At 75.7% G+C, this 15,258-nt stretch carries 14 protein-coding genes; 6 read left to right on the forward strand and 8 right to left on the reverse strand.

Annotated elements, in window-relative coordinates; all coding sequences use genetic code 11:
• The 5 genes from PKA89_RS07985 to PKA89_RS08005 all read left to right on the forward strand — a co-directional run.
• The coding region (locus PKA89_RS07985) for a glycosyltransferase (protein WP_324418341.1) at positions 1–803 on the forward strand (803 nt) is incomplete at its 5' end.
• Between the two features lie 23 nt (positions 804–826).
• On the forward strand, positions 827–1,687 hold the full coding sequence (locus tag PKA89_RS07990) for a galactosyltransferase-related protein (RefSeq protein WP_324418343.1): 861 nt from the start codon (positions 827–829) through the stop codon (positions 1,685–1,687).
• 126 nt (positions 1,688–1,813) lie between these two features.
• Positions 1,814–5,152, forward strand: coding sequence for a bifunctional lysylphosphatidylglycerol synthetase/lysine--tRNA ligase LysX (gene lysX, locus PKA89_RS07995; RefSeq protein WP_324418345.1), 3,339 nt, complete (start codon positions 1,814–1,816; stop codon positions 5,150–5,152).
• A complete protein-coding gene (locus tag PKA89_RS08000) occupies positions 5,143–6,252 on the forward strand; it encodes an alpha/beta hydrolase-fold protein (RefSeq protein ID WP_324418347.1) in 1,110 nt (369 codons plus the stop codon). Before lysX ends, PKA89_RS08000 begins: the two co-directional genes overlap by 10 nt.
• Positions 6,252–7,082, forward strand: a complete 831-nt coding sequence (locus PKA89_RS08005; protein ID WP_324418437.1) for an SGNH/GDSL hydrolase family protein — start codon at positions 6,252–6,254, stop codon at positions 7,080–7,082. Before PKA89_RS08000 ends, PKA89_RS08005 begins: the two co-directional genes overlap by 1 nt.
• Before the next feature lie 42 nt (positions 7,083–7,124).
• Here the strand turns inward: PKA89_RS08005 and PKA89_RS08010 are convergent, their stop codons facing one another.
• From PKA89_RS08010 to PKA89_RS08020, 3 genes are all read right to left on the reverse strand, one after another.
• Complete coding sequence (locus tag PKA89_RS08010; protein ID WP_324418349.1) at positions 7,125–7,775, reverse strand: cation transporter; 651 nt, start codon at positions 7,773–7,775, stop codon at positions 7,125–7,127.
• Between the two features lie 187 nt (positions 7,776–7,962).
• On the reverse strand, positions 7,963–8,466 hold the full coding sequence (locus PKA89_RS08015; RefSeq protein WP_324418351.1) for an SRPBCC family protein: 504 nt from the start codon (positions 8,464–8,466) through the stop codon (positions 7,963–7,965).
• Entirely contained in the window at positions 8,463–8,819 is a 357-nt protein-coding gene (locus tag PKA89_RS08020) for a metalloregulator ArsR/SmtB family transcription factor (RefSeq protein WP_324418353.1), read from the reverse strand. The genes PKA89_RS08015 and PKA89_RS08020 overlap by 4 nt, the downstream gene beginning before the upstream one ends.
• A 143-nt stretch (positions 8,820–8,962) precedes the next feature.
• Between PKA89_RS08020 and PKA89_RS08025 the strand changes: the two genes are divergently transcribed.
• A complete protein-coding gene (locus tag PKA89_RS08025) occupies positions 8,963–9,580 on the forward strand; it encodes a phosphatase PAP2 family protein (RefSeq protein WP_324418354.1) in 618 nt (205 codons plus the stop codon).
• An 8-nt stretch (positions 9,581–9,588) separates the two neighbouring features.
• On the opposite strand, the gene PKA89_RS08030 is transcribed toward PKA89_RS08025, so the two are convergent.
• From PKA89_RS08030 to PKA89_RS08050, 5 genes are all read right to left on the reverse strand, one after another.
• Positions 9,589–10,596 (reverse strand): cation diffusion facilitator family transporter, encoded by a 1,008-nt coding sequence (locus PKA89_RS08030; protein ID WP_324418355.1) that lies wholly within the window; start codon positions 10,594–10,596, stop codon positions 9,589–9,591.
• A complete protein-coding gene (locus tag PKA89_RS08035; protein WP_324418357.1) occupies positions 10,593–10,949 on the reverse strand; it encodes a metalloregulator ArsR/SmtB family transcription factor in 357 nt (118 codons plus the stop codon). Before PKA89_RS08035 ends, PKA89_RS08030 begins: the two co-directional genes overlap by 4 nt.
• A gap of 79 nt (positions 10,950–11,028) precedes the next feature.
• Positions 11,029–13,707, reverse strand: a complete 2,679-nt coding sequence (locus PKA89_RS08040; protein ID WP_324418358.1) for a multicopper oxidase domain-containing protein — start codon at positions 13,705–13,707, stop codon at positions 11,029–11,031.
• Positions 13,704–14,804: a hypothetical protein gene (locus PKA89_RS08045; RefSeq protein ID WP_324418359.1), complete on the reverse strand. Its 1,101-nt coding sequence runs from the start codon at positions 14,802–14,804 to the stop codon at positions 13,704–13,706. Before PKA89_RS08045 ends, PKA89_RS08040 begins: the two co-directional genes overlap by 4 nt.
• A complete protein-coding gene (locus tag PKA89_RS08050; RefSeq protein WP_324418360.1) occupies positions 14,801–15,241 on the reverse strand; it encodes a hemerythrin domain-containing protein in 441 nt (146 codons plus the stop codon). The genes PKA89_RS08045 and PKA89_RS08050 overlap by 4 nt, the downstream gene beginning before the upstream one ends.
• Positions 15,242–15,258 lie beyond the last annotated feature (17 nt).

The raw sequence follows: 15,258 nt of genomic DNA on the forward strand, positions 1-15,258 counted from the left end.
TGCACTGGGCCCCTCGCCACGACGCGGGGTTGGTCGCCCGCAACGCCCGCATCGCGCGGTGGATGGCGACCCGGCGTCCCGGCCTCCTCGTCGTCGACGTCTCGGTGGAGGTGACCCTGCTCGCCCGTCTCTGCGGGGTCCCGACGGTCGTCACGGTGCTTCCCGGGGGGCGGCGCGACCCCGCGCACACGCTCGCCCACGACGTCGCCGACGCCCTCCTCGCCCCCTGGCCGACCGGAACCCACGACACCGGATGGCCCCGTCGCTGGGCCGAGAAGGCCTGGACCGTCGGCGCGCTCAGCCGCTTCGACGGGCGTCCGCCGAGGGCCCCGGCCCGGCGCGACGCCCCCCGGGTGCTCCTGCTCTGGGGCGGCGACGGCCGGAAGGTCGGCGCGGACGACGTCGCCGCGGCCCGCGTGGCCACCCCGTCCTGGGAGTGGGTCGAGCAGACCGGGGCCCACGACGGCGAGGAGGTCTGGCAGGCCCTCCAGGACGCCGACGTGGTGGTGACCCACGGCGGGCAGAACGCGGTGGCCGAGGTCGCGGCCGCACGCCGGCCGGCCGTGGTCGTGGCCCAGCCGCGACCCTTCGACGAGCAGCGCGCCACCGCCCAGGCCGTCGATGCCGCAGGCATCGCGGTCGGCCTCGACGCCTGGCCGGAACCGGCCGCCTGGCCGCACCTGCTCGAGCGGGCCCGCTCGCTCGGGGGCGCGGGCTGGCGGCGGTGGTCCACGGGCGCCGGGGCGCTCGCCGCGGCCGAGCACCTCGACCGGCTGGCCGACGAGCTCGGGGGCGGACGATGACCGGGGCGGGAGGGGTCACCGTCGTGACCATCGTCCACGGCCGCCACGACCACCTGCGAGGGCAGCGGTGGGGCCTGGAGCGTCAGGAACGGCTCCCGGACGAGCACGTCGTCGTCGCGATGGGCGACCCTGTCATCGGGGACGTGCTGGAGGGGACCCCGGGCCCCCCGGTGCACCTCGTCGACGTCCCGCTGCGGGAGGGGCGCCTGCCGCTCGCGGCCGCCCGCAATGCCGGGGTCGCCGCGGCCGCTGCCCGTGGGGCCGGCGTCGTGGTGCTCCTCGACGTCGACTGCATCCCCGGTCCGCGACTGGTCGGCTGCTACGCGGCGGCGCTGGAGTCCCGGCGGTCCGCGACCCGCCCGGCCGTCGCCTGCGGCGTCGTGCGCTACCTCGACGCGGCGACGACCGCGCTGCCGGACGAGCAGCGCACGTGGCGCGCCCTCGAGCAGGGGTCCGCCCCGCACGCGGCCCGTCCCGCCCCACCACCCGGCACCGTCCGGGTCGGCCACGACCCCCTCCTCTTCTGGTCGCTCTCCTTCGCTGTCACCCCGACGACGTGGGAGAGGGTCGGGGGTTTCGACGAGGGGTACCTGGGCTACGGCGGCGAGGACACCGACTTCGGACAGCGGGTCGCGGCCGCGGACGGGACCTTCCTCTGGCTCGGCGGCGCCACGGCCTACCACCAGCACCACGGGACGAGCGGGCTGCCCGTGCAGCACGTCCGCGACATCGTCGAGAACGGGGCTCGGTTCGCCGCACGCTGGGGCTGGTGGCCGATGCGCGGCTGGCTCGACGCCTTCGAGGACCTCGGCCTCGTGGCGGCCGACGGGGACGGCGGCTTCGTCCTCACCCGCGCGGCCCACGGCCGGGTGGGCAGACGCTGAGACCCGACGCGCGCCCCCGCCGGACCCGCGCGGGCGGCGCGCACGGGCACCGGCGGTGCAGCGCGCACAGGAACGGCACAGGGGGCGTGCACCCGACGTCCAGAACGTGCGCGTAGTCCTTCTCCCGTGACCTCGCCGTCCTCCCGGGGCGCCCTGTCCGAGACCGGCCGTCGCCGGGCCCGGCTCGCGCGGCTCCTCACCGCCACCTACGCCCTCGGCGCGGTCACCGCGCTCCTCGTCTGGCTCTTCTCCACACGCGCGGGGCGCCCGAGCCTCGGAGAGCGCGTCTTCGGCGTCCTCAACGTGCCGGTCGCCCGCTCCTTCCTCTCGGTCGTCGTCCTCGTGCTCGTCACCGGAGCCCTCGTCACGCGCCGCCGGGCCGGGCTCCTCGTCGTTGGCCTCTTCCAGGTCGTCGGCATCGGCGTCGGGATCCTCGCGCTCGTCCCGAGGGAGGCCGCGCCGTGGCTCGAGCTGTGGCGCTCGCGCGGTGCCTTCGGCCGCGTCCTCGACGTGCTCGCGATGGCCGTCGGGGTGGCCGTCCTCGTGCTCCTCGTCCGCCTCCGCGGCGAGTTCTCGGCCCCCCTGCGGGCCCGGCACGCCCGGGCCGCAGCCCTGACCCTCGTCGGGGGAACGCTCGGGCTGCTCGCGCTGGCGGCCGGCCTGCTCGAGCTGACCGAGTCCTCGGGGGCCACGCCGCGCACGCTCCTGCGGGCCGTGCTCGACGTGCTCGGCGGTGTCCGCCCGTGGCCCGGCCACGGTTCGCTGTGGGTCACCGACCTCCTCGCCACGCTCACCGGTCTCGTCCTCGTCGCCGCGGTCGTCGTCCTGCTGCGTCCGTCGGCCTGGCAGCCGGTGTGGCGGCCCGACGAGGAGCTGGAGGTGCGCCGCCTGCTGCGGGACCACGGGGCCACCGACTCCCTCGCCTACCTCGCGACCCGTCGTGACAAGGCGCTGGTCTTCTCGCCGGACCGCCGGGCCGTCGTGGCCCACCGGGTCGTCGCCGGGGTGTCGCTCGCCGCGGCCGACCCGGTCGGCGCCCCCGAGGCACGGCTCGCCGCCGTCCGCGCCTGGCTCGACGAGGCGAGGGCACACGGGTGGGTGCCGGGGGTCGTCTCGGCGAGCGAGGCGGGGGCCCGGGTCTACCGGGCCGCCGGGCTGCGGGTCGGCACGATGGGTGACGAGGCGGTGCTCGAGCGCGAGGCCTGGGACCCGACGGCACCCGAGCGGCGCTCCGTCGTGCGGGCCGCCCGACGGGCTCGTCGGGCGGGGGTGGAGGTGACCTTCGCGCGCCAGGGCGCGCTGGCCCCGGAGGAGCTGACCGAGGTCCTCGAGGCGGCGGCGCGCTGGCGGGGCGAGGAGCCCGAGCGGGGCTTCTCGATGGCCCTCGGCCGCTCCGGCGACCCGGCGGACGCCCGCGTCCTCCACGTCCTCGCCCGGGACCGGTCCGGAGACCTCCAGGGCCTGCTCACGTTCGTGCCGTGGGGACCCCGAGGCGTCTCCCTCGACCTGATGCGCCACGCGCCCACCGCCCCCAACGGCGTCACCGAGCTCATGGTCGTCGAGCTGATGGCCCGGGCCCGCGAGCTCGGGGTCGTCCGGGTGTCGTTGAACTTCTGCATGTTCCGCGCGACCTTCGGGTCCGCCGGCGGCGTCGCGGCACCGTCGCTGGTGCGCGCCGGGGCGGCCCTGCTCGGCTGGCTCGACCCGTTCTGGCAGCTCGAGCGGCTCTACCGCTTCAACCGCCGGTTCGACCCCACCTGGGTCGGCCGGTACTACTGTCTTGACGACCCCGCGACGCTCCCGCTCGTCGCGTTCGCCGCCGCGACCGCGGAGGGCTTCCTGCCGGCCCGCCGGCCGCTGCCCGTCGGGGACCCCCTGGACGCGGCCCACCTCGCGGCGGTGCGCGCGATCGAGGAGGCGGTCACGGGCCCGGCCCCGGCACCTCTCGGCCGGCTCGAGCGCGTGCGCCGCCGCCGTCGCGAGGCGATGGTGCGAGCCGACCTCGAGCCGCACCCCGTCGGCCGCGGGGCGCCGAGCCACACGGTCGCCGGGGTGCTGACCTCGTGGCGGGACGGGGCGCCGGTCGAGGTCTGCGCACGGGTGCTGCGGGTCCGTGACCACGGCGGTGTCGTCTTCGTCGACCTCGTCGACGGTGCGGCCCGCGTGCAGGCCGTCCTCGAGTCCGGTTCCGCGGGAACGAACCCGGCGGATGCATGGCGACGGTTCGTCGACACCGGTGACCTCGTCCGGGTGTGCGGCGTCCTGACCCGGACCCGGCGCGGCACGCGGAGCATCGGGGTCACGCACTGGTCGATGGAGGCCAAGTCCCTGCGCCCGGTGCCGTTCGCCGGGCTCGAGTCGTCGACGGCCCGGACGAGGGACCGGACGGCCGACCTCGTCGTCCACCCGGAGAGCGCCCTCCTCCTGAGGCACCGGTCGGCGGTCGTGTCCGCGCTGCGGGGCGTCCTCGTCGACGAGGGCTACCTCGAGGTCGAGACCCCCGTCCTGCAGACCGTGCACGGCGGGGCGAGCGCCCGCCCGTTCCGGACGTGGAGCAACGCGCACGGACTCGGGCTCTCGTTGCGCATCGCGCCGGAGCTCTACCTCAAGCGGTTGCTCGTCGGCGGCCTCGGGCCGGTCTTCGAGCTCGGCCGCAACTTCCGCAACGAGGGCGCGGACGCCACGCACAACCCGGAGTTCACCGCCCTGGAGGTGTACCGGCCCTACGCCGACTACGACGACATGCGTGTGCTGACCGAGCGGCTCGTGCGGGCCGCCGCCGTCGCGGTGCACGGCGCTGCCGTCGTCCCGAACCCGGACGCCGACCAGGGGCGGCGAGGGCTGGCCGGCGTCGAGCTCGCACCGCTCGACGCCGGCTGGCCCCGGGTTCGCGTCCTCGACGCGGTCGGGGAGGTGCTCGGCGCCCCCGTCGACCTCGCGACACCGCCGGCCGAGATCGCCCGGCTCGCCGCCCGGCACGGCCTGCGCCTCGACCCGCAGCGCGACGTCGGCGAGCTCGTCGAACAGGTCTACGGCGACCTCGTCGAGCCGGCGACCGTGGCGCCGACCTTCTACGTCGACTTCCCGAGGAGCACCTCTCCCCTCGCCCGCGACCACCGGCGCGACGCCGGCCTCGTCGAGCGGTGGGACCTCGTCGTCGCCGGGATGGAGGTCGCCACGGCGTACAGCGAGCTGACCGACCCCGTCGAGCAGCGGGCCCGGCTGACGCGGCAGTCGGTGCTCGCCGCGGCCGGCGACCCCGAGGCGATGCAGCTCGACGAGGACTTCCTCGCAGCGCTCGAGCTCGGGATGCCGCCGGCCGGCGGGCTCGGCATCGGCGTCGATCGACTCGTCATGCTCCTGACCAACCGCCCGGTCCGCGCCGTCCTCGCCTTCCCCTTCGTCCGCCCCGAACCCCGTCGTGGCGCGGCGAGCGACACCGACCGGGAGATGGCATGGCGCTGACCAGCGGGTCCCTCGTGGCGGTCGTCGTCGCGCTGCTGCTCGTCGTCTTCGTCGCGGCGGTCCTCGACCTCCCGAGGCTGCGGCACCGCTGGGCCTCGGTCACCGCGCGGGGCGCGAAGGTCGCCGTCGTCGCTGCCCTCGCGGTCCTCGTCAGCGCCCTCGTCCTCAACGACCAGTACCTCTTCTACGTCTCGTGGAGCGACCTCGCCGGCTCTGCCCCGTCCGGGACGACGACCACCGTCGGGGAGGCCTCCGCGGTGTGGGGGACCGCCGTCGCCGGGGCCGGCCTCGCGACCCTCCGGGTCCCGGCCACCCTGCCGGCCCTTCCGGCGCCGGGTCGGCGGCGCCAGACCTTCTCGGTCGCCTCGACGAGCCTCGGTCAGCGCGTCCAGGTCGTCGTCGAGCTGCCACCGGGCTACGACCCGAGCAGCCCGCGCGCCTACCCCGTCGTCCTCGGGCTGCACGGCTTCCCCTCGACCCCGCTCTCCTACGTGCAGGCCGGGCTGCTCGCGGCGGAGGAGCAGCAGGCCGCGGCCGGCCGGCTCGCCCAGGCCGTCGTCGTCATCCCGCAGATCAACGCACCGCGCACCTACGACAGCGAGTGCGTCGACGGGGGAGCGGGCGGCCCCCAGGTCGACACCTGGCTCGCCCGTGAGCTGCCCCGCTGGGTCGTCGAGCACTTCCGGGTCCGGACCGACCGGACGAGCTGGGCCGCGGTCGGCTACAGCTTCGGCGGATGGTGCGCGGCGTCGCTCGCGGTCCGCCACCCGGACGTCTACGGCGCCTTCGTCTCGTTCCAGAGCTACTTCCGGCCCGACTTCGGCACCACCGTCGCACCCGCCGTGCCGCACCTCACCGGCTACGACCTGGTGCGGCTCGAGAGGCGCTCACCGGTCGCCGTCGCGGGCTGGGTCGAGACCTCGAAGCAGGACTCGCTGTCGTACCCGAGCACCGTCGCGTTCCTCCGGGCGGCCCGGGCGCCGACGGCGTTGACCGCGGTGGTCCTCCAGCGCGGCGGGCACCGCGAGTCGGTCTGGCAGCCGCTCATGCCCAGGGCCTTCCAGTGGCTGGGCCGCTCGGTCCCCGGCTTCCACCCGTGATGACGGCGCGGGCGCCCGTCGGCCGAGCCGCGGCCCGTCTGGTCCTCGTCCTGGCCGTCGTGACCGCTGCCGTCGTCGGCGTCACACCGGAGGTCACCCACCGCGACCACCCCGGTGCCCGACCGCTCGTCGTCGTCGCCCTCGGGGACTCCGTGCCCACCGGGTTCGGTTGCGACTGTGCCGGTTTCGCCCAGACTGTCGCCGACGAGGTCGGCATCGAGACGGGGCGGCCCTCGGAGGTCGCCAACGACGCGGTCAACGGCGCGACGAGCGGGGACGTCGTCGCCGAGGTCCAGCAGGAGTCGGTCCGCTCCGACCTCGCGCGGGCCTCCCTCGTCCTGCTCCAGGCCGGCGCGAACGACGTGCCCCTCGACCCCTCGACCGGTCAGCCCTGCGACGGCGGCGCCGGGTGCCTCCCGGGGCTGCTGGCCCACCTGCGCGCCGAGCTGCTCGCCACCGTCCGCGTCGTGCGTGCCGGGTCGCACCCACCCGTCGTGGCCCTCCTCGGGTACTGGAACATCAGCGTGGACGGGACCGAGGGCCGCACGCGCGGTCCCGCCTTCGTGACGAACTCCCGGGCGGTGACGGGGCAGGTCAACGCCGTGATCTCGGCCGTCGCCCGGGCCACCGGGTCGGTCTACGTCGACACCTCGACTCCGTTCCTCGGCCCGGACGAGGGCCGCGACCCCACGGGCGACCTCCAGGACGACGGCGACCACCCGGACGCGAGCGGCCACCGGCTGATCGCCGACGCCGTCGTCGCGGCGCTGAGGTCGTCCGGCGCCCTCGCCCGGCTGCGGGCCGAGCTTGCCTCGGGCGCCACCGCCTGAGGTCCACCGGGTCGGTGCGGCGTCGGCGGCCGAGACCGCCGCTCACGGAGCAGGCCGACCGGGCACGGGGGAGTCGAGCGCGACGGCCAGCCTCTCGTCCTCGCTGCACTCCCAGACCTCGTGGGCGGCGTGCAGGGCGAGGACGATGATGACGGAGCCGAGGACCAGGTCGGGCCAGCCCGACCCGGTGAGCGCCGTGGTGACGCCCATGAGGATGACCGCCACGTTGACGACGACGTCGTTGCGGGCGGACAGGAAGGCAGCGCGACCCAGGCTCCCGCCGTGCGTGCGGATCCGGGCCAGCAGGACGGCGCTCGTGCCGTTGACGACGATCGCCCCGAGGGAGGCCAGGACCAGCGGTGCGACGCGCGGCGCGGCGGGGGCCGCCACGCGCTGGACGGCCTCCCACGTGGCCACGGCGGCCGGTCCGAGGATGACCACGGCCAGCACCTTCCCGAGCAGCGCTCGTCGGGCGAGCGGCCACCCGAGCGCGAGGGCGATGAGGACGTTGATGGACGTGTCCTCGAGGAAATCGACGCTGTCGGCCAGGAGCGACACGGACCCGGCGGAGAGGGCCACCGTGAACTCGACGACGAAGTAGCCGAGGTTGAGCAGCGCCACCGTCAGCACCGTGCGCCGGAGCGTCCCGAGAGCGTCCCGCGGCTGGGACGGCGGTCGCTCGTCTCGGCGCACGCTCGTCACCCTAGTCCGCGCGTCGGGCGACGGACCGGGCGGCGACGGGGGGCGCGGTGCTCTCGGGCGGTGGTCAGCGCGCCGAGGCACGCGTCGGCCGCGGCGTCCGGGACGGGTCAGCCCGGACAGGGGCGGCAGCGTGCGTCGGTCCGTGGGGTGCGAGCCTCCCCGTGCACTCGGCCGCCGCTCACGCGGCCTCCTGCGCCAGGTGGAGGTAGCGGTCGAGGTAGAGGGTCCAGCCGGCCTCGTCGTCGACGCCTCCGTGGACGGACTCCCATCCGGGGCCGTGGCGCTCGAGGTGGCGGTGGACGAGATCGAGCCGGGTGCCGCCGTCGGCCGCGGGGGTGAAGGTGACCTCGACCTCGCTGGTCCGGTCGGGGTCGCTCTCGATCTCCCAGGTGGGCCCGATGTCCCAGGAGAAGACGATGCGGTGGGGCGGGTCGAAGGCCAGGATGCGAGCCCAGTCGCAGCGGCTGCCGTCCTCGGCCACGTCGTGGATCGTGCCGCCGACGTGCCGGTCGACGGAGGTCTCGACGATGGGTGCCCGCAGCAGGTTGTGCTCGCGGGGCTTGATGTCGTCGAACCGTGTCACGAAGACCTCGAAGGCCCGCTCGGGCGTGAGCGGGACCGTGACGACCCGGTGGACGTCCGGGGCGTCGGGCGCCACGGCAGAGGGGTTTCGTTCGGTCATGGGTGGCTCCTCGGTGTCGGAGGGTCGGTCGGGTCGGTCGTGGCCGCCGCGGCGTCGGTGGCCACGTCGCCGTAGGCCTCCAGCGCGCGACGCCAGAAGGTGTCGATCTGGTCGCGCAGCGCGGCCAGGGCCATCGGTTCCAGCCGGTAGACCCGGCGAGTACCGGCCGCGCGCTCGCTGACCAGCCCCGCGTCGCGCAGCACCTTGAGGTGCTGGCTGACCGCCGGCCGGGTGACGGGGAGCGCGTCGGCGAGCTGCTGGACGGAGGAGGGCCCTTCGGCGAGGCGCTCGACGATCGCCCGCCGGGTGGCGTCTCCCAGCACCGCCAGCGCGTCCGTTCCGTTCGTCGTCACGAACGGTAAGTTGCCACTTACCTTGGGAGGTGTCAAGGGGTGCCGGACGGGCACCTCCCCGGAGGGTCATGACGGCCGGCGCACAGGATCGGCACAGGCGCGACGGTCACGATGGGCGCTCCCGACGGAAGGCCACGTTCGCCATGCCCACCTCCTCCCTCGACGAGCGGCTCTTCGCCGCCGTGCAGTCCTTCGCACGGGCGACGCCTGCCCTCCACGGCCTCGCGGTGGCGTACGCGACCTACGGTGTCGTCCTCTTCGGCGGGCTCGCGCTGTGGGTGCTGCTGCGGGCACGGCGCGGCACCGACCGGGACCTCGCCGCGGCGGGGTGGGCCGGCCTGGGTGCGCTCGTGGCGGTCGCCGTCAACCAGCCGGTCGCGGCCCTGTTCGGGGAGGCGCGCCCGTACACGAGCCACCCCGGGGCCCTGCTGCTCGTCCCCCGCACGAGCGATGTGTCGTTCCCGTCCGACCACGCGACGATGGCCGGCGCCGTCGCGGTCGGACTCATGGTCGCCGCCCCGCGCATCGGGAGGTGGGCGGTGCTGGCCGCCCTCGCGATGGCCGTCACCCGCGTCTACGTCGGGGCGCACTACCCCCAGGACGTCCTCGCCGGCCTGCTGCTCGGTGGGCTCGTCGCCGGGGCCGGGTGGCTGCTGCTGCGACGGCCGCTCACCGCCCTGACCGGCTGGGTGCGGGGGCGCCCCCTCGTGCGGTCCGTCTTCCTGCCCGTCGGCGGGGAACCGGCGCGCCGGCCGGTCTGAGGCGGCGCTCAGGCGGGCCGGGCGGCGCCCACGCGGACGGTGACCGCTCCGACGTGCGGCAGGTCGAGGCGCAGGTGTTCCTCGACGTGGGCCGAGACGGTGTCGGCGACCGGGAGCGGGGTCGCGGCGTCCACGAGCACGGCCACCTCCACCACGAGGACGTGTCCGACCCAGCGCAGACGCACGTCCTCGACTCCGCGCACCTCGTCGACGGACGTCGCGGACGCGGAGGCCCGGCGCACCAGGTCGGGGTCGACGGCGTCGACCAGGCGCGCACCGACCGACCGTGCGGCGGAGCGCAGGACGCCGAGGATGGCCACGGTGATGAGCACCCCGACGACCGGGTCGGCCCGCTCCCACCCGAGCGCCACCCCGCCGGCGCCCACCAGGACCGCGAGCGAGGTGAGGCCGTCGGTCCGCGCGTGCAGCCCGTCGGCGACGAGGGCTGCCGAGCCGATGCGTCGTCCGACCCGGATGCGGTAGCGGGCGACCCACTCGTTGCCGAGGAAGCCGACGACGGAGGCCGCCGCCACGGCCGGGAGGTGCTCGACCGGCCGGGGGTCCAGCAGCCGGGTGATGCTCTCCCAGGCCACGAGGACCCCGGAGAGGGCGATCATCAGGACCACGACGAGCCCGGCGAGGTCCTCGGCCCGACCCCAGCCGTGGGTCATCCGCTCGGTGCGGCCACGGGCGGCGAGGGCGAAGGCCACGAGCAGCGGGAAGGCGGTGCCGGCGTCGACGAGGTTGTGCAGGGTGTCCCCGAGCAGCGCCACCGAACCGGACCACGCGACGACCAGTCCCTGGACCGCGGCCGTCGCGAGGAGCCCGCCCAGGCTCATCCAGAGCGCTCGACGGCCGGCGGCGGTCGCCTCGACGGCGTCGTCGACCCGGTCGGCCGCGTCGTGGGAGTGCCCGCCGAGCAGGTCGGAGAACAGGTGGCCGATGCGCCGCGCGACGGACCCGTCGTGGTCGTGGTCATGGTCGTGGGGTGCGTCCCGCCGCAGCGTGTGGCTCATCGGGCGGCACCGTCGACGCGGTGGTCGGCCGGCGCCCGGTCGAGCAGGTGCTCGACGTGCCCGACGGTGTCGACGACGAGCTGGCGCACGTGCCCGTTCTCGACCCGGTACAGCACGGTCTGTCCCTGACGCCGCGAGGTGACCAGTCGGGCGAGCCGCAGCTTGGCGAGGTGCTGCGACACCGCGGGCACGGGGCGCTCGAGGGCCTCGGCGAGCTCGGTCACCGACCGCTCGTCGTCGAGGAGCAGCCCGGCCAGCTGCAGGCGCGTGGGGTCCGCCAGCATCCGGAGGACCTCGACCGCGAGGGTGACGACGTCATCGCCCCACACCGGTGGTTCGACATTTGCGTGCATGCGCAAATACTAACCATCGTGCGTCCCCGCGGTTCGGGGTGTCGGCGGGTCGGGGCCACGGGCTCGCGGACGTCGCGGCTCACGGGGTGACGGTGAGCAGTCCCCGGGCGCCGCGCTCGGCGTCGGCCATCGCGTGGGTGACGAAGGGGTAGCGCCCCGGACGTCCGGCCGTCAGCTCGACGAACCCGCCCTGGGCCACACCCAGGTCGAGGACCTGCGACCCCCCGGCCGTGCCGCCGAGGGGGCCACGGCCGTGGTCGAGGAGGTAGCTGCCCTCCTTCCACACCGTGTCGAACTGGGTTCCGACGACGTGGAACGCGCTGCCCCGGTTCGGACCGGCGGCGAGCACCCACACCCGGACCCGTTCGCCCGTCCGCGCCGCGAGGGGTCGGGCGAGGTACTGGTCGGCGACACCGTTGAACACGACGAGGCTCGGGGTGTCGGCGGCGGCCGCCGCGGCGTCGACGTCGGCGGCCGCGCTCCGTCCGTCACCGGCGAGGTGGACCTCGGACTGCACGAGGAGGTAGCTGCGGTCGACGGTGGGCAGGCCGTCCGGTTCGATGACGACGGCGCCGTGCATCCCCGCCGCGATGTGAGCGCTCATCGGCATCGTCGAGCAGTGGTACATCCAGATGCCCGCGCGGGTGGCCGTGAACCGGTAGGTGAGCGAGGCTCCCGGGGGGATGGTGCGCATCACCTCGTCAGGGACGCTCTCACCGGCGTGGAAGTCGACGGAGTGGCCCATGCCGGCGCGGTTGACGAGGGTGACGACGAACGTGTCGCCGACCCGGCCGTGCAGGGTGGGGCCGGGGACCGACCCGCCGTAGGTCCACCGCTTCTGCCGCACCCCGGGCGCGACCTCGATCTCGACCTCCTCGACCCGGAGCGTCACCCGGTGGACCCGCTCCGGGGTCAGCGGTGGCAGGGCGGCGTCGACGGCGCGGAACTCGTCACCGAACGGTCGGGAGAGGTCCACGGCGAGAGGTCGCTCGGGCGACCCCGATGGCGCCGAGGCCGTCGTGCCCCCGGTAGCGCCCTCCACGCGCACGTGGAGGACCATGCCCATCTGCCGGTGCCCGACGACCGAGCACCAGCCCTCGGCACTGGCGGTGACGACGCCGGCGTCGAGGGTGGCCGAGTGACCGGGCATCACCCGGCGGGTGGCGACGCCGCCGCCGAAGGTCAGGTCGTGGGGTGAGCCCTCGTCGGTGTTGACGAGGTCGATGACGAGGCGGTCGCCGCGCGGGACGTCGATGCTCGCCGGGACGTACGACATGTCGTGCGCCTCGACCCGCACGCGCGTGGTGTGCCCGGTCGGCGCGACGTCGGCGGCACCGGCGCGCAGCCCGGACGCGGCGACGCCCACTGAGCCGCCGCCAGGCGAGAGGCCGGCGGCGGCCGGGTCGGCAGCGACGCCGAGGGACACGGCCAGGGCGAGGACGGCCACCCCCGCGACCAGCTGGGACGTCGGGACCGCAGCACGGTCCGCGGGGGCCGGCGCGGTGGGAGGTGCTGCGGTGCCCAGACCGGCGAGCAGGGCACGCCGGGCGGCGACCGCGGCGCGCACGGCGGAGAGCAGGAGCGGGACGAAGACCGCGAGAGCGGCCAGCACGACGACGGACACGGCCACCCGGACCGCTCCGGGGACGGGCAGCAGGCACACGAGCAGTCCGAGGTTGACGACGAGGACCCTTGCTGCCCAAGCCCGTTCGAACCGTCCAGACGCGGCGCGCACCACGGAGGGTCCGCCGCCGAGCACGACGGGGATGAGGTGCGACAGCGCGCCCGAGAGCAGCTGCGCGGCGAACCCCACCGCGAGCACCGCGGCCACCGTGTCGTAGTCGGCGGCGACGTCGGCCCAGCCCCGGGCTCGAACCACCCGGGTCCCGAGCATGCCCAGCGCGACGAGACCCCATCCCAGGGCGGCGCTGACCGACACCGTGGCCACCGTGCGTGGCGGCGCCTGCCGGGCGGGGGCGAGCAGCGCGCGCCCCCACCACACCAGCCCGGCGAGGTAGCCCGCCAGCCCGAGGACCGCCAGCGGTCTCGAGCCGGCCACGGCGCCTCCCGCCACGACGGCCACCGCGACCCCGAGCACCGGCAGGGCTCGGCGGGCCAGCTGCTCGGCCCGGTCGTCCATCCGGGTGCGGAGCATCGTCGGCCAGAGCGTGACGAGGGTGCCGGTGACGGTGAGTCCCAGCCAGCCGAGGACCATCGTCATCGAGTGCGCGACGAGGACGCGGCCGTGCCACTCGTCGTCGAGGCCGCGCGCCAGCCATGCACCCAACCCGGCGCCGACCGGCACGCAGGCCGCAGCGGTGAGGTAGTAGTGCACGGTGATGCGGAAGCGGCCGGGCAGCGCGTGCTGCAGGCGGCGCCAGAGAGCCCGCCCGTGCAGCGAGACGGCGAGGGCCACCCCGCTCGCGCCCAGCACGGTGAGCTCCCACGCCCCGGTGGGCACGCCGACGAGCACCGCCGCGGCGCCGACGAGCAGGACCAGGATGCGTCGGTTCTGACGAGACCGGTCGTCGAGGGACTCCGGTGTCTTGAGCAGTGCCTGGGTGAAGTGCGTGCTCCAGACCATCGCCGAGTGGGTCATCGCCCCGAGCAGGACGAGGTGGACCATCAGCCAGCCGGCGGCCGGAACGAACGGGTGGGCCAGCGCGACGAGGACGGCCAGGGTCAGCCAGACCAGGCCCGGCCGGTCGCGGAGGGGGAAACGGCCGCGCCCGGCGGGGCGGGCGGGTGTGGTGCTCACGACGAGACCCTCCTCGGGGTCGCTGGGGCCGGTGCGGGGCGACGGGTCACGAGGAGCGAGGCCGCGAGGGCGGTGAGGGGGAGCAGGAGGAGCGCCACGGCGGTGCCGGTGCCGCCGGCCACGCCGAGGGACCGGGTACCGGTGACGTCCCCCGTCACCCGGAGCAGCAGCGTCGCGTGGAGGGCCCCGAGCGGCAGCCAGAACAGGGGGTGCCAGGGCAGGGGACGGCGGAGGACCGCGGGGAGGATGACCGGAGCGTGGGCCATGACCATGCTCATCGCGAAGCCGAGGAAGACGCAGTGCACGACGACGTCGCGCGCGCCGGCACTGCTCGTCGACCCGACCGCCACCCAGGCGGCACCGGCCACGCCGAGCCACGCGTACGCCGCCAGCATCGCCGTGGCCGCGAACCGCGCGAACCCCGACGCGCGCACGAGCCGTACGGCGACGTCGCGAGGGGCCAGCCAGGCGACGAGCAGCAGCAGGACGGCTCCGTACACGCGGGCTCCGCTGTCGCGGAACGTGGTCGAGAGGGCGGCCGAGGTGGCGAACGGAAGGGCGATGAGGGCGAGGGTGCGCCCCGCGCCGGCGGGCAGGTGGAGTGCGGCGAGCTCGACGCGCTCGGCCGCGATCGTCAGGACGACGAAACCGGCGAGCAGCGGGACCGTGGCCGACACCTCGACGCGCGTCATGAGGAGCGCGGCGACCAGGGCACACCCTCCCCCGAGGACCTCGACGAGGACGGCGTCGTCCCGGCGCCGTCCCCAGAGGGCCACGAGCACGGCGACGAGGGCCACGGTGCCGTCGAGGAGGAGGACGTGGCCGAGGGCCGGGGGGAGTGGCACGACGAGCGCGAGACCGCCGGCCCCGAGCAGCACGGGCGCCGCGAACGCCCAGGTCCGGCGCAGGGCCACGGCCCGCTCGAGGGCGACGAGGGTGCCGAGGAACCCGAGGACCATGACCGGTCCGTGCACGTCACCGAGGCGGTCCGAGGCGACCGGCGTCGGGCCGCCGAGCCGGACGAGACCGGCGTCGAGCCCGGCGAGCAGGCAGAGCGCGGCGGGTGCGAGCAGCCAGCCCCGGCCGGGGTGCTTCACGGGACGGACGCCGGCGGCGTCATCGAGACGACGAGGTCCCACTCCGGGCCGGCGAACCGGATCGCCGCGGCGGGGAACAGCCCGTTCTCCTCACGGTCGATGTGCCTGCGCAGGGCGCGCTCGAAGGCGCTCATCTCCTCGTGGGCACCGGCGGCGATCCGGTCCAGGGCCGCGTCGAGGGCGGCGTGCTCGGCGCACAACGTGCGGACGTGCTCGGTGAACTCCGGGTCCTGGCCGAGGACGGCGAACAGGCCCATCTCCTCGGCGTCGGTGTGGGGGCGGAGGAGGGCCCTGAGGTGGTCGGCCGCCCGGGTCACGTCGGTGGGCCCACGGCCGCAGGAGCGGCGCAGCTCACCACAGGCGTTGACGACCTCCTCGTGCTCGGCCATGAAGCGGCCGATGACGGTCACGCTCTCGCAGCCGCAGTAGGAGCACACGGGCCCTCCTCCGCCCG

It is taken from the genome of Phycicoccus sp. (assembly GCF_035325325.1).
Taxonomy (GTDB): Bacteria; Actinomycetota; Actinomycetes; order Actinomycetales; family Dermatophilaceae; genus Phycicoccus.

What these genes read in the sequence shown, in the direction of transcription:
- PKA89_RS08030 (WP_324418355.1), bottom strand. Translation starts at nt 10,596, where the DNA reads ATGAGCCACACGCTGCGGCGGGACGCACCCCACGACCATGACCACGAC.
- PKA89_RS08035 (WP_324418357.1), bottom strand. Translation starts at nt 10,949, where the DNA reads ATGCACGCAAATGTCGAACCACCGGTGTGGGGCGATGACGTCGTCACC.
- PKA89_RS08005 (WP_324418437.1), top strand. Translation starts at nt 6,252, where the DNA reads ATGACGGCGCGGGCGCCCGTCGGCCGAGCCGCGGCCCGTCTGGTCCTC.
- PKA89_RS08025 (WP_324418354.1), top strand. Translation starts at nt 8,963, where the DNA reads ATGCCCACCTCCTCCCTCGACGAGCGGCTCTTCGCCGCCGTGCAGTCC.
- PKA89_RS08015 (WP_324418351.1), bottom strand. Translation starts at nt 8,466, where the DNA reads ATGACCGAACGAAACCCCTCTGCCGTGGCGCCCGACGCCCCGGACGTC.
- PKA89_RS08000 (WP_324418347.1), top strand. Translation starts at nt 5,143, where the DNA reads ATGGCGCTGACCAGCGGGTCCCTCGTGGCGGTCGTCGTCGCGCTGCTG.